We start from the raw sequence: 13,779 nt of genomic DNA on the forward strand, positions 1-13,779 counted from the left end.
GCATCAGCCCTGCCCGGGGCAGGCGATGGGCAGCGCCGGGGGCATGCCACCTCGGCTCTTGAGCACGCGCCATTGTGCTGGCCGGGTGTCGATGGCAATGCGCAAAGCGGCTGGCGACGGGTTGTTTGCCGCCTGCTGCGGGCGGCAGGCGAAGGCCAGCGCCTGGCCGGTCTCGGCGGCCACCTGCAGGCGCCGCAGTGCACGGTCATCGGCGCGTTCTGGCCAGCACAGCACGGCGGCGCAACTGCCCGAGCGCAGGCATTGCTCAGCCGCCCAGAGCGCGTCGACCGGGGCGGCGGCGACCTGAACCAGCCAGCGTAAATCCACCCCCGCTGCCTGCCAGGCCGGGGCAAAGGGAATAAACGGCGGCGCGACCAGCACTACCCGCCCGCCTTCAGCGGTCAGGCGTGCCAGCGAAGGCCACAGCAACTGCAGCTCACCGCAACCGGGGCTGGCCAGCAACAGTTCGCTGAGCGCTGCGGCCGGCCAGCCGCCCTCGGCAAGGCGTTGGTCCAGCGCGGCATGGCCGGTGGGCTGCAACCCCAGGGGCCGAGCCTGAACCTGCCGACCGCGCCAGACCTGACGCTGGTCGAGCAGCCTGTCGAGATCGACCACCGCGCCCATCAGTCGCGCCTCAGCAGGCCGCAGAACACGCCTTCGATGAAGAACGCCTGTTCAGGCCCCACATCGATCGGCGCATAGGCCGGGTTGCGTGGCAGCAGCCGGTAACCACCGGCCTGGCGCTGCAAGCGCTTGATGGTCACCTCGCCGTCCAGGCGGGCAACCACGACCTGCCCGTCACGGGCCTCGCCCTGCTGGCGAATGCCGACCAGGTCACCGTCGAAGATGCCGTCGTCGATCATCGAGTCACCGCGCACCTTCAACAGGTAATCGGGAGTGCGCCGGAACAGGCTGGGGTCGATCAGCAATTGCTCGTGGATACCGAGGTCCGGGCCGATCGGCGCACCTGCGGCGACCTGGCCCAACACGGGCACTTCGAGTATTTCCGGGCGGCGCAGGGGCTGGGCCAGGCGAATGCCACGCGCCTGGTTTGGCGTGACGTCGATGTAACCGGCCTGGCACAGGGCGGTGATGTGCTTGCGCGCGACACTGCGCGAGGCAAAGCCGAAGCGCGTGGCGATGTCGGCGAGGCTCGGCGGCTGGCCGTGGTCGGTGATGCGCTCACGAATGAATTCGAGAATGGCGCGGCGTTTGGGGGTCATATTGTCCATGGAGCACATTTGTACTCTTTTCCCAGCGCACTGAACAGCCCCCTTCGTCGTCAGCTTTGGTTATGATCGTTGGGCTTGTGTTTTTTCATACCTGGATACCTGATGCTGACTGCCCTGCTGTTCGACCTCGACGGAACCCTTACCGATACCGATACCCTGCACTTGCAGGCTTTCCGCCAGTTGCTGCGTGAGCATGATGGCCGCGAACTGTCCCAGGCCCAGTTCGATGCGCAGGTTAGTGGCCGGGCCAACGGCGAACTGTTCGCCGAGCTGTTTGCCGATGCCAGCCCACAGGAGTGCCTGGCACTGGCAGACCGCAAAGAGGCGTTGTTCCGCTCGTTGGCGCCATCGCTCGAGCCGATGCCAGGGCTGTTGCGCCTGCTGGAGCACGCCCAGGCCTATGGCCTGGGCATGTGCGTGGTCACCAACGCGCCGCGGCTCAATGCCGAGCACATGTTGCAGGCCATGGGGCTGGGGGCACGTTTCGAGCATGTGCTGGTGGCCGAAGAGCTTGAACGTGCCAAGCCGGACCCGCTGCCCTACCTGACCGGGCTGCAGCGCCTTGGCGCGGTGGCCGGTCAGGCGCTGGCCTTCGAGGACTCGCTGCCTGGGGTCCGGGCTGCCAGCGGGGCGGGTATCTTTACGGTGGGAGTTGCCACGACGCAGACAGCCGAACGGCTGATGGAGGCGGGTGCTGGGTTGGTGATTCGGGACTTTGATGATCCGCGGTTGTGGGCGTTGATTGAATCGATGGGGTGATGGCTTTGGCGCATGCCTTGAGCGCTCTAGGCGCTGAATATCCCAAGCCATACCCCCAGCTGCCATTACCCCCACGACCTGCCAAACTAGACAATCCCATGCGCCCCTGCCCCAGGCCCCCACATGCTCATCGACGAAGAACTGACCCTGAAAAAGCTGGAAACCTTCCTCGCCTTCATGCGCAGTGGCAACCTCGGCCGGGCCGCCGCCGAACTGGCCACCAGTGCCGTCAGCGTGCACCGCGCCATCCACTCGCTGGAAAACGCCCTGCGTTGCCCCCTGTTCAAGCACGAAGGCCGCCAGCTGATCCCGCTGGAGAGCGCCTACGTGCTGGAAAAAAAAGCCCGCCAGCTGATCCAGGACGCCGAGCAGATGGTCCGCCACACCCGCGAGGCCGCAGGCTTCTATGCCGAACGCTTCCGCCTTGGCGCCCTGTATTCGCTGACCGTGAAGACCGTGCCAAAACTGGTCATGGGCCTGAAGCTACGCCGCAGCGAGCTCAACATCGACCTGACCCTGGGCTCGAACGTCGACCTGCTGCAACGCCTGAAAAACCACGAACTGGAGGCCATCCTGGTATCGCTCGACGAAAGTGTCAGCGACCCCGCCTGCGAGCAACTGCCGCTGTTCTCCGACGATATCTTCCTCGCCGTCCCCACCGACTCGCCCTTTGCCGAACAAGCCGAGGTGGACCTGGCAGACCTCGCCGACTCCACGTTCATCACCCTGACCCAAGGCTTCGCCACCCACCGTGACGGTGCGCGGGTATTCCAGCAGGCAGGGTTCGAGCCCAAGGTGGCCATGCAGGTGAACGATATCTTCACCCTGCTGAGCATGGTCAGCTCGGGCGTGGGCTTTGCCCTGCTGCCAGGGCGGATCGCAGCGGTGTACGAGAACCGGGTGCGGCTGATTGCCCTGCAGCCACGCTATCGTCTGCAACAACATATCGGCGTGGTGTTTTTGAAAGCACGGGAGCGGGAACCGAACCTGCTGGCGTTGCTGGCGCAATGCAGGATGTACAGCCGGGAAAACTGAACAAGGCCTGCAGGGCTTTTGCACGCCAGCACCGATTACACCACCTGCCGTGCAGCGCGTCGGCCTGAACCGGCATGGCGCCCTTGCAGCAGCACGGCCAGCGCAGCCAGCACCGCCGGCACAAGCAACGACGCGAACACCTGCGCGAAGCTCCACCCCATTGCCAGCATCTGGGCGCCGGCAAACGCACTGAGAATCGCCCCGAAACGGCCGATGCCACTCATCCAGCTGGCACCGGTCGCGCGCGCTTCTGTCGGGTAGAACGCTGCCGCCAGCGCATTCATGCCCACACTGGCACCATTGAGGCCAAAGCCCACGGCCCAGGCAATCGTGCACAGCCAGGTGAAGTCCCCGGCCACCTGGCCAATGGCGAAGATCACTGCGCCGCTGAACAGGAAGGTCAGCATCAGCACGCGTTGCGGGTTGCAGCGGTCCATGGCCCAGCCCACCGAAATCGCCCCCAGCGGCCCGCCGATCTGGAAGCAGGCGGTGACGATAGCCGCTTCGGCTACCGAGAAGCCACCGCCCTCCTTCACCAGAGTGGGCAACCAGCCGCTGAACAGGTAGACCAGAAACAACGCCAGCACGTAGCCGGTCCAGAGCATGAAGGTGCCGAAGCGATAGCGCGGCGAAAGGATGGTGCCAATTGCCCCACCGCTGCGCGGCGTGCTGGGCGGCAGCACAAAAGTGCTGTCGGCGCTGATGCGCCCCGGCGCCAGGCGGCTGACAATGGCGCGTACGCGTCGCACATCGGCACCCTTGCTGACCAGGAAGGTGACCGATTCGGGCAGTCGCCAGCACAGCAACGGCAAGGTCAGCAGCGGCAGCACGCCCCCCAGCACCAGCACACTGCGCCAGCCCAGGTTCGGGATCATCCAGGCACTGACAAAGCCGCCTGCCGCCGCGCCCAGGGAAAAACCGCAGAACGCCAGGGTGATCAGCAACGAGCGGCTGCGCGCCGGCGCGTATTCGCTGACCAGGGTGCTGGCATTGGGCATGGCGGCGCCCAAGCCCAGCCCGGTGAGAAAACGCAGGGCCACCAGGGTTTCAAGGTTGGGCGAAAACGCCGAAGCCAGGGTCCAGACGCCAAACAGCAGGACGCTGCCCAGCAAGACCGCCTTGCGCCCGTAGCGATCTGCCAGGGGGCCGGCGATCAAGGCCCCGAGCGCCAGGCCGATGAGGGCGGCGCTCAGCACCGGGCCCAGGCTTTGCGCGTTCAGGCCCCAGTCGCTTTTCAGCTGCGGGGCGATGAAACCGATGATGGCGACGTCCAGCCCGTCCAGGGCGATGATCAGAAACCCCAGAAAGACCACCCACTTCTGGTAGCGGCCGATGGGTTGCTGGTCGATCAGTTGGCGCACATCGATAGCGTTATTCATGGGTATCACCTCTTGTTGTTTTTATGCGGGTGCAGGGCCCCGGTGGCATTAGCGGTGAGCGAGGCTGTGCAGCCGCACCGGCCTGATGATCCGCGTCTCCTGGGCCACCACCAGGTCACGGGTGGCGTGCAGGTAGGCGGCGAAGTCCGGGTCGGCATCGCGGGCGGCGCTGCGCGTTTCGAAGTCCTCCAGGCTGTCGTAGCCCCACAGGTGCACCACCTGGTTCAGCGGGCCGATGCTGCTGGTGTAGAAGGCCAGTGGCGCCCCCAGATGGCGCAGCAGAATCGGCATCGCCAACTGGTCGAAGGCCTCGAGAAACGCCGCCATGCCGCGTGGGCGGATGGTGTAGATCCGATGGTCGACTATGGCCTTGTCCATCACGCCACCTCCCGTGCATTGGCCGCAGTCGCCAGGCCTTGTTCGACGCCTGCCAGATGGCGCCCGGTGATGTAGCCAAAGGTCATGATCGGCCCCAGGGTGATGCCTGCACCGGGGTAGTTGCCGCCCATGATGCTGGCGCGGTCGTTGCCAACGGCATACAGCCCCTCGATGGCCCGCTCATCGGTGCCGAGCACTTCGCCGACCACACTGGTGCGGATCCCGTCGAAGGTACCCAAGTCGCCCATGATCACCTTCACGGCGAAGTAAGGCCCCTCGCCCAGCGGCGCCACGCAAGGGTTGGGCGTGTGTTGCGGGTCGGCCAGATAACGATTGAAGCGGGTAGTGCCACGCCCGAACTGGCGGTCCTCACCCTGAACGGCGCCCAGGTTGTACTCACGCACGGTCTGCTCCAACCCGGCGGCATCGATCCCGGCCTTGCCGGCCAGCTCTGCGAGGCTGCGCCCCTTGAGCAGGTAGCCATTGCGCAACAGCGGCCCCAGCGGCATTGGCGCGGGCTTGGCGAAGCCCAGGCCATACTTGGCCAGGGTGCGGCGGTCACAAACCAGCCACATGGCGGTTTCCGGCTGCTCGGCACAGGCTTCGATCAACGCTGCCCCCACATCGTGGTAGGAATTCGATTCGTTGGTGAAGCGCTTGCCCGAGCGCAGCACCCCGATCACACCGGGCTTGTAACGATCGAGCAAATGCGGAAAGGCAACGTAGCGCCCTGTCCCCATGGGCACTTTCGATACCGGCATCCAGGCCGCTGCGGCTTGCAGGCGGATATCGACCTTGGCGCCCAATGCTTCGGCCATGCGGGCACCATCACCCGTGTTTCCTTCAGGCACCGGCGAAAAATGCTCACCGCCGCGACGCACATGCGGGTAGGTCTGCTTCAACCGCTGCAGGTCGTGGGAGAACCCGCCACAAGCCAGCACCACAGCCCGCCGCGCTTCGATACGCAGCTCGCTGTCGCCTTGCTTGGCCAACACCCCCGTGACCCGATTGCCTTCAAGTAACAGTTGCCTGGCCGGGGTGCCGGTCAGAATCGGAATACCCAGGTCCAGCGCCGACCTCACCAGCCGCGCCGCCAAGGCATTGCCGCTGGTGACCTGAGTACCACGCCGGTACAGCGCCAGCTCTTTGAAATGGGTCAGCAAGCGCTTGGCCACATAAGCGAACGACGTCAGTGAACGCGTGACATTGAAGAAGTGCTTGAGGTCGGCATTCGACGAGTTGAACATCATGCCGATGAAAGTGATGGTCTTGAGCGGTGGCCGCAGGCGTGCCATGTCTGGCCCCAGGCCCCGGATATCGTAGGGCGCCGCCAGTATCGAGCGGCCGACCTCAACGCCACCCTCCACCTGCGGGTGGTAGTCGGGGTACAGGGTGGGGACGAATTTGACGGCTGTCTCGCGCTCGAAGAAGTCCACCATCCGTGGCCCGTGGCGCAGAAACGCCTTGACCGCCGCTTCGTCGAAGCAGTCGCCGGTTTCGTTGCGCAAGTAGGTAAGTGCCGCCGCCTCGCTGTCGTTTACCCCATGTCGGCTGCACGGCACCCACAGCACCCCGCCGGAAAACGCCGTGGTGCCGCCGAAGCAGTCCGCCTTCTCGATCACGATCACATCCAGGCCGTGCTTTTTCGCGGTGATCGCCGTCGCCAGGCCACCGGCCCCCGCCCCCACCACCAGTACATCGCAGCTGCGCGTGTTCATGGGCGAACGCCCTCGAAGCCTGGGCGTGGGATCAATGCCATGGGCATGCTCTCCAACCCACCATCGACGGTCAGCTCGGCACCGTTGATGTAGTCGGCACGTGGGCTGGCGAGAAACAGGACTGCTTCAGCGATGTCCTGCGGCTCGCCGATCCGCTGGTTGGCGGTCATGGCGCTGCGCTGGCGCTCGATGTGCGGGTCGGCGTAGAACGCGGCCGACAACGGCGTGCGGATCAACCCGGGGCACACCGCATTGCTACGCACCCCGCGCGGGCCCCACTCCACGGCTATTTGCCGCGACAACAGGCTGACACCGGCCTTGGCCGCGCTGTAGGCACCGCTGTTGGGTTGTGGGTAATGAGCGGCGATGGACGCAACATGCACGATGCGCCCCTGGCCACGGGCAAGCATCGAACGGCCGAAGGCCTGGGAACACAGCAGGTAGCCGCTGAGGTTGACCGCCAGTACCTGGTTCCATTGCTCCAGGCTCAGCGTTTCAAGGGCACCGGGGCGCAACACGCTGGCGTTGTTGACCAGTACATCGCAGCGACCGTGCAGCGCCTGCACCTGTGCCGCCGCCTGGCTGACGCTGTCGGGGTCGGCAATGTCGCAGCCCAGCGCGCTGACCTCGCCGACGCTGTGCTCGCCCAGGGTCGCCGCCAGCTCGCGGCATTTATCCAGGTCGCGATCCAGCAACACCACATGGGCATGCTGCCCCACCAACGCGGCAGCCAGGGCCGCGCCAATACCGCCGGCCGCGCCGGTTACCACGCAAACGGCAGAGTCCAGGCCCAGCCAGTGATCAGTCGTCATCTTGTTGTTATGCATGCTGCTCTCCAGAGTGTCGCTTCATCTGGCAAACAGCCTAGGGCTGGCACGTGCCCGGGCAGAATGGACAAAACCTGCAACCCACCCCACATTCCCGACAATTTCGTCCACTGGCCCTTAACCCGGCAAGCCGCTGTGGCACAGTAGCCGGGTATCGATCACAACAATAACTACAAGACCATGAACAAGATCCCCAACTACGCCCTGTACGGCGAAACCGCGCAGCCGGTGTGGCACGAGTCCCTGCATGTGGAGTCGATCTCGCAACGCTCCGGCGCCCACAACTGGGAGATTGCCGCGCACCGTCATGAAGGCCTGCTGCAGCTGCTGTACCTGCAAAGCGGGGCCGGTGAAGTGCTGTTCGACAGTGACCACGTGCAGGCCCGGGCGCCCTGCGTGGTGTACGTGCCGGCGCAGGTGGTGCATGGTTTTCATTGGGCCGGCGCGGTCGAGGGCCAGGTGATCACGGCGGCGCAGCATCCGCTGGAAAGTATCGCCCAGGTACTGGCACCCAACCTGCTGGCACAGGTGCGCAAACCCCAGGTGATCGCCCTGCCGCAGTGGGACGCCGACGAAGACCCGCTGCTACCGCTGTGCCGCGCACTGCGTGAGGAATACCACAACCGCGCCCGCGAGCATGTGGCGTGCAGCATGTCGCTGCTGCTGACGCTGATGATCCAGGTGTTGCGCCACGAGCCGCAGGCCCGCGCCGGCGAGCAGCGTCTACCGTCGAGGCGCAGCCAGCAACTGACCAGGTTCCGTGAGCTGGTGGACATGCACTACCGCGCGCATTGGTCGCTCGGTGATTACGCCGGTGAGCTCGGGCTGACCTTGGCCACGCTGGGGCGGCTGTGCCAGGAGCATCTGGGCATGACGCCGATGAATGTCATCAATGCCCGCCTGGTGTTGGAGGCCAAACGGGCGCTGGGGCATTCGAGCCTCAGTGTGAAAGAGATCGCCCATGAGCTGGGGTTTGTCGATGTGGGCTACTTCAGCCGGTTTTTCCGCAAGCACTCAGGGGTGAGCCCGAGTGGGTTTCGTGAGGCCGCAGGGCGAAAGGGCCCGTGATCTCGCACAGCACCCTCAAGCCTCCAGCGCCTGCTGCACCTGGCCCACTGTCGCTGCCAAGCGCTGCAGATGCAGGCTCAACACCCGCTCCACCGGCGCCTGGTCCTCCGGCCAGTGCAAGGCAATGCTACCCGCCAGCCGCCCGTCAACCCGTACCGGCAACGCGATCGCCCGGATCAGGAACGGCAACCGCACCGGGTACTCCCAGTGCCCCTCGGTGCGCTGACCAAAGCCCTTGTGCGCATCGTCCTCGATATCGCGCAACAGTGTTTCATCACCCAACTGCTGGTGGCTGGCCAGGCGCTGCACTTCGTCGCTGTGCATTTCCCCCAGGCATGCCCGCCCCATTGCCGAGTGAAACAGGCTGGCATGGTGCCCGACGATCTGGCAGTTGTTCGGGTAGCGCTTGCGCAGCACCAGGGGGATGGCGCTTTCCATCACTTCAAGGCGCTCGCCATCGAAGCACGACAGGTCCGCCACCAGCCCGGTGCGCTCGCTCAGTTCCAGCAACCAGGGCGCTGCGTGTTCGACCAGGCGCCGCTTCAAACGCAACTGGCGGTCACCGAACAGGCGCCGGGCGCACAGGCGATAACGCCGATCACTCAAGCCCCGGTAGACCCAGCCCTGCTCCTGCAAGGTGGCCAGCATTCGCGACACCGTGGCCTTGGGCAGGGCCGTCAGGTAATGCAGCTCCTCCAGCCCTAACGCCTGGTGTTCGCCGAGCAAATCGACGATGGCCAGCGCCCGCTCCACCGAGCGCACGCCGCCGCTGTCTGTCGTGGTGCCCATGTGTCTGACCTCCCTGTCTCTGCGTGGATGGTCATGATGCCCAGCAAAAAACGCGCCTGCCCAGGGGGCTCAACGTGATTGCAGGCAATTAGGCGGCTGCCGCTCGACCCAACGGGTCAGTTGTTCATGGGCATACGCCAGCTGCAGCACGGCATGGTCGGCCTGGGCGGGGCCTATGATCTGCAGGCCCATCGGCAGCCCCGCGGCATTGAAGCCAACCGGTACGCTCATGCTCGGCAAGCCGGCCAACGTCGGGCCGATGACTACCTCCATCCAGCGGTGGTAGGTGTCCATCGCCTGCCCGCCGACCACCTTCGGCCACGCTTGGGCTGCGTCGAAAGGGAACACCTGGGCAGCAGGCAACAGCAGAAAATCGTAACGTTCGAACAGGGTGTTCAACGCCTGGTACCAGGCGCTGCGGTCCAGCGAGGCCTGGTAAACGTCCGCCGCCGTCAGGCGCAGGCCCCCTTCAACCTCCCAGCGCGCCTCGGGCTTGAGCAGTGCGCGCTTCGCGGGGTGGGCATAGGCTGCGCTCAGGCTTCCGTGCACCAGGAAGTGGCGGTGAGTCAGCCAGCATTGCCACAGGCGCGCCATCTCGAAGCCTGGCTGGCACACTTCAACTTCGCAACCCAGCGCGGCGAAGTCCGCCAAGGCCGCTTCGCACAGGCCCATTACCCCGTCATCCATCGGCAGGTAACCGTCATGGCTGCCCAGCCAGCCGACCCGCACGCCCTTGAAATCACGCGGCAGCCCATGGGCGAAGTCGCGCGGGCCGTCGCGCAGTGACAATGGCACCCGCACGTCATGGCCGGCCTGGACCGACAGTAGCCGCGCCACATCTGTCACCGTGCGCCCCATCGGGCCCTCGGTGGCCAGCTGCTGCATGAACAGCTCCGGTGTCGGCCCATATGGCACCCGCCCTTGCGAAGGGCGCAGGCCAAACACATTGTTGAACGCCGCCGGGTTGCGTAGCGAGCCCATCATGTCGCTGCCATCGGCCACCGGCAGCAAGCGCAGGGCCAGGGCCGCAGCTGCCCCGCCACTGCTGCCACCGGCCACGCGGCTCGGGTCGTAGGCGTTGAGGGTGGTGCCGAACAGCGTGTTGTAGCTTTGCGAGCCGAGGCCGAACTCCGGCACATTGCTCTTGCCGATGATGATCGCCCCGCTGGCGCGCACCCGCGCCACGCTGAGCGCATCCTGCTCGGGCACATGCTCGGCGAACAGCGGCGAGCCCAGCGTGGTACGCAGCCCCGCCGTGGCCGCCAGGTCCTTGACCGCCTGCGGCATGCCATGCATCCAGCCTCGCGACTGCCCGCCCGCCAGCTCGCGGTCGCGCGCGTCGGCCTCGGCCATCAGCACCGCGCCCTCGCGCAGCGACACCAGCGCATTGACCTGCGGGTTGAAGCGTTCGATATGGCCCAGGTAGGCCTGCATCACTTCACGGCACGACACTTGGCGGGCATGAATCGCCTGGGACAGCGCCTCGGCATCCAGGGCAACGATCGGGTCGATGGCTAACAGGTTCACGGTTTCACTCCAAGGTTGAAGGCAACAGCCTTGCCAGCACGCGGGGCCTCTTTCAGGCAATAGGTGCCCAGCAGCGTCAGCAGGCACGCGAATAGCACATAGAACGACGGCGCTACCGGCGTGCCGAGCACCTTGCTCAGCCAAGTGACGATCAGCGGGGCGAAGCCGCCGAACACCATCACCGCAACGTTGTAGGCTACCGACACCCCAGTGGAGCGCACCTCGATCGGGAACTGCTCGGCCAGGGCGGTCGGCGCCGGGCCGAAGAAGCCGCCGATGGCAGTGCACAGCAGCAGTTGCATCACCAGCAGGCGCTCGATCGAGGGCGCCGCCGCTACCCAGACATACAACGGGTAGACCATCACGAAGAACGCCAAGGTAAAGGCCATCAGCACCGGCCGCCGGCCCAGGCGGTCCGATAACGCACCCGCCAGGGGGATCACCACGGTCATCAGGCCCACGGCCAGCATCTGCACCAGCAGCACCTGGTCCAGCGGCAGGCCCAGGTTCTTGTGGGCGAAGGTTGGCATGTTCACCAGCACGACATAGAACGACACCGTCGCCCCACAGGCCAAGCCCATCGACACCAACAGGCTGCGGCGGTGCTCACGCAGTACCTGCCACAAACTCGGCGCCTGGCCCTTGGCCTGCTTGCGGGCTTCGAGGAACTCCTCGGGCTCTTCCATGTGCTTGCGAATCCACAGCCCCACCGGGCCGATCAGCAAGCCGATCACGAACGGGATCCGCCAGCCCCAGCTGTCCAAGGCCTCGGGCGTGCACAGGTGGGTGACCAGCGCCACCATCGCCGCCCCGCTGAACACCGCCAGGCACTGCCCCACCAGTTGCCACGAACCATACAGCCCCTTGCGGTGGGCCGGTGCGCTTTCCACCAGAAACGCGGTGGCACTGGCGTATTCACCGCCCGTGGCAAAGCCCTGCAGCATGCGCGCCACCACGATCAGCAGCGGCGCGCCCATGCCGATGGCCAGGTAGCTGGGGGCAAAGGCGATCATCGCGATGGACACCGTCATCAGGCGGATGATCAGTTGCATCGCCGCCTTGCGCCCCTTGCGGTCGGAATACATACCCAGCAGCACCCCGCCCACCGGGCGCATGAAAAAGCCCACGCCGAAGGTGGCCAAGGCCATCAGCAGCGAGGCGTACTCGTCGTCGGAGGGGAAGAACTGGCGGGCGATGATGCTGGCCAGAAAGCCGTACACGATAAAGTCATACCACTCCAGGGCATTGCCGATGACCGCCGCGACCACTTGCCGGGTACGCGACGCGCCTGTATTGGAAGTCTGCATGCGGAGCACTCCATCAATCTGTTGGCCAGAAACGCTTCAAGTGATCGCCCAGGCACGCTCGCGCCTGGGTTCCAGCGGCAGTCGTCAATGCAGGGTTCAGGCGGGCTCGAGCCAGCGCTCGGTCAGCGCGCCCCAGTAAGCGGCGCCGGTCAGCAGGATGTCGTCGTTGAAGTCATAGGCCGGGTTGTGCACCATCGGCCGCTTCACGCCATTGCCGATGAACAGGTAGGCGCCAGGGCAGCACTGCAGCATCCAGGCAAAGTCCTCGCTGCCCATCAGCTTGCGGGTATTGCCATCCACCGCGTCGGCGCCGAGCAGTTCGACACCGACCTGGTGGGCAAAGGCGTTTTCGGCGGCGTGGTTGACCAGCACCGGGTAAGCGGGACGATGCTCGATGCTGGCGGTGCAGCCATAGCTCTGCGCCTGGCTGACGATGATCGCCTGTACCCGCTCCAGGGTCTGTGCGCGCACCTCGGCATTCAGGGCGCGCAAGCTCAGACGCAGCAGGGCCTGCTGCGGGATCACGTTGGCTGCCTCGCCAGCCTGCAGCGCACCGACGGTCACTACCGCCGCTTCCTGGGCATCGATATTGCGTGCCACCACCGTTTGCAGTGCCATCACCACACTGGCCGCTGCCACCAGCGGGTCGACCGTCAGGTGCGGCATGGAACCATGCCCACCGACCCCCTCGATGGTCACCGTGAGCAAGTCCTGCGAGGCCATCATCGGCCCCTCACGGAAGCCCAGGTGCCCGGCTGGCAGCCCGGGCATGTTGTGCATGCCGAACAAGGCATCGCAGGGGAAGCGCTCCAGCAGGCCGTCGGCGAGCATCGCCTCGGCGCCACCTTGGCCCTCTTCAGCCGGCTGGAAGATCAGCGTCAGCGTGCCATCGAACTGGCGGGTAGCAGCCAGGTAACGGGCGGCACCCAGCAACATGGTGGTATGCCCGTCATGGCCGCAAGCGTGCATGCAGCCTTGGTGGCGGCTGCTGTAGGCAGCGCCGGTGGCCTCGTGAATGGGCAGCGCGTCCATGTCGGCACGCAGGCCGAGCTTACGTGGGCTGCTGCCGTTGCGCAGCACGCCGACCACGCCGGTCTTGCCGATGCCGGTGTGTACTTCGTAGCCCCAGTCTTTGAGCAATTGCGCGACCAGGGCCGAGGTGCGGCTTTCTTCGAAACCGAGTTCGGGGTGAGCGTGGATATCGTGGCGGATGGCGTGCAGGTCGCTGGCCACGTCGTTGAGCCAGGCCAGGATGTGCTGATGGTGCGGCATGTGGAATCTCCTCGCGCGGGTGGGTCCCGTTCTTGTTGTTCGCTTTGAGATCACGACGGGGAAGGCAGGTCGTGGTTACGGACAGATAAGCGCGACGCGGGCCGGAGCACAATTGAATGTGGTTCCACGGGGTGGAACATGGCAGCGAAGGGGGATTGCGGGCGGGCGGCTATGGGTATGTCTTGGGAGTTTTTGCGCCTATGAGATCGAGCGCCGCCCGCGCGGCGCTTCGCGGCGCAAGGCCGCTCCCACATTTGTTTCGGGCCAATGAGGTCTGTGGCATTTGCGCGCGACCGCCCTGTTTGCACGACGCGATATTGAGGCAGACGCCAAAGGGCCGCGCGCCAATGCTTCAGGCATAACTGGCCCGAAACAAATGGACTGCCCCCAAAAAGTTGGACAGTTCTATGCTGCCGCCTGGGTCCTGTACTCGACAGGGCTCAGGCCATTGAGCCTCAGCTTGATGCGGTCATGGTTGTAGTAGTGGA

At 65.5% G+C, this 13,779-nt stretch carries 14 protein-coding genes; 3 read left to right on the plus strand and 11 right to left on the minus strand.

Translation table 11 applies throughout. The features are described from left to right. Positions 1-3: 3 nt before the first annotated feature. Positions 4-624 carry a translesion DNA synthesis-associated protein ImuA gene (gene imuA, locus HU766_RS03795; protein WP_047583090.1) on the minus strand — a complete coding sequence of 207 codons (621 nt, stop codon included), beginning with the start codon at positions 622-624 and terminating at the stop codon, positions 4-6. Further along, positions 624-1,241 (minus strand): transcriptional repressor LexA, encoded by a 618-nt coding sequence (lexA, locus tag HU766_RS03800; protein ID WP_033698044.1) that lies wholly within the window; start codon positions 1,239-1,241, stop codon positions 624-626. Before lexA ends, imuA begins: the two co-directional genes overlap by 1 nt. 93 nt (positions 1,242-1,334) lie before the next feature. Between lexA and HU766_RS03805 the strand changes: the two genes are divergently transcribed. Together HU766_RS03805 and HU766_RS03810 are read left to right on the plus strand one after the other, a co-directional pair. Next, entirely contained in the window at positions 1,335-1,991 is a 657-nt protein-coding gene (locus HU766_RS03805; RefSeq protein ID WP_033698046.1) for an HAD-IA family hydrolase, read from the plus strand. Between the two features lie 123 nt (positions 1,992-2,114). After that, complete coding sequence (locus HU766_RS03810) at positions 2,115-3,026, plus strand: LysR substrate-binding domain-containing protein (protein ID WP_186653628.1); 912 nt, start codon at positions 2,115-2,117, stop codon at positions 3,024-3,026. A 35-nt stretch (positions 3,027-3,061) separates the two neighbouring features. Here HU766_RS03810 and HU766_RS03815 read toward each other — a convergent pair whose 3' ends face one another. Genes HU766_RS03815 through HU766_RS03830 form a run of 4 tightly spaced genes read right to left on the minus strand, consistent with a single transcriptional unit; the run spans position 3,062 to position 7,328 of the window. Then, entirely contained in the window at positions 3,062-4,405 is a 1,344-nt protein-coding gene (locus HU766_RS03815; RefSeq protein WP_186653630.1) for an MFS transporter, read from the minus strand. Between the two features lie 48 nt (positions 4,406-4,453). Then, a complete protein-coding gene (locus HU766_RS03820; protein WP_186653632.1) occupies positions 4,454-4,783 on the minus strand; it encodes an NIPSNAP family protein in 330 nt (109 codons plus the stop codon). Next, on the minus strand, positions 4,783-6,501 hold the full coding sequence (locus HU766_RS03825) for an FAD-dependent oxidoreductase (RefSeq protein WP_186653634.1): 1,719 nt from the start codon (positions 6,499-6,501) through the stop codon (positions 4,783-4,785). The genes HU766_RS03820 and HU766_RS03825 overlap by 1 nt, the downstream gene beginning before the upstream one ends. Beyond that, the gene (locus tag HU766_RS03830; protein WP_186653637.1) at positions 6,498-7,328 is read right to left on the minus strand and encodes an SDR family oxidoreductase; all 831 of its coding nucleotides are present in this window, start codon (positions 7,326-7,328) and stop codon (positions 6,498-6,500) included. The genes HU766_RS03825 and HU766_RS03830 overlap by 4 nt, the downstream gene beginning before the upstream one ends. A 180-nt stretch (positions 7,329-7,508) precedes the next feature. Between HU766_RS03830 and HU766_RS03835 the strand changes: the two genes are divergently transcribed. Beyond that, on the plus strand, positions 7,509-8,396 hold the full coding sequence (locus HU766_RS03835; protein ID WP_186653641.1) for a helix-turn-helix domain-containing protein: 888 nt from the start codon (positions 7,509-7,511) through the stop codon (positions 8,394-8,396). 15 nt (positions 8,397-8,411) lie between these two features. Here the strand turns inward: HU766_RS03835 and HU766_RS03840 are convergent, their stop codons facing one another. The 5 genes from HU766_RS03840 to HU766_RS03860 all read right to left on the minus strand — a co-directional run. After that, complete coding sequence (locus HU766_RS03840; RefSeq protein ID WP_186653643.1) at positions 8,412-9,185, minus strand: IclR family transcriptional regulator; 774 nt, start codon at positions 9,183-9,185, stop codon at positions 8,412-8,414. 69 nt (positions 9,186-9,254) lie between these two features. Beyond that, positions 9,255-10,712 carry an amidase gene (locus HU766_RS03845; protein ID WP_186653645.1) on the minus strand — a complete coding sequence of 486 codons (1,458 nt, stop codon included), beginning with the start codon at positions 10,710-10,712 and terminating at the stop codon, positions 9,255-9,257. Next, positions 10,709-12,019 (minus strand): citrate-proton symporter, encoded by a 1,311-nt coding sequence (locus HU766_RS03850; RefSeq protein ID WP_186653647.1) that lies wholly within the window; start codon positions 12,017-12,019, stop codon positions 10,709-10,711. Before HU766_RS03850 ends, HU766_RS03845 begins: the two co-directional genes overlap by 4 nt. Positions 12,020-12,115: 96 nt before the next feature. Further along, entirely contained in the window at positions 12,116-13,291 is a 1,176-nt protein-coding gene (locus HU766_RS03855; protein WP_186653650.1) for a M20 aminoacylase family protein, read from the minus strand. Between the two features lie 405 nt (positions 13,292-13,696). Continuing rightward, positions 13,697-13,779, minus strand: an 83-nt coding sequence (locus HU766_RS03860) for an IS3 family transposase (RefSeq protein ID WP_186653653.1), incomplete at its 5' end; no start/stop codon positions are given.

Origin of the sequence: Pseudomonas sp. SWRI77 (assembly GCF_014269105.1) — a bacterium.
In the GTDB taxonomy this organism is placed as follows: Bacteria; Pseudomonadota; Gammaproteobacteria; order Pseudomonadales; family Pseudomonadaceae; genus Aquipseudomonas; species Aquipseudomonas capeferrum.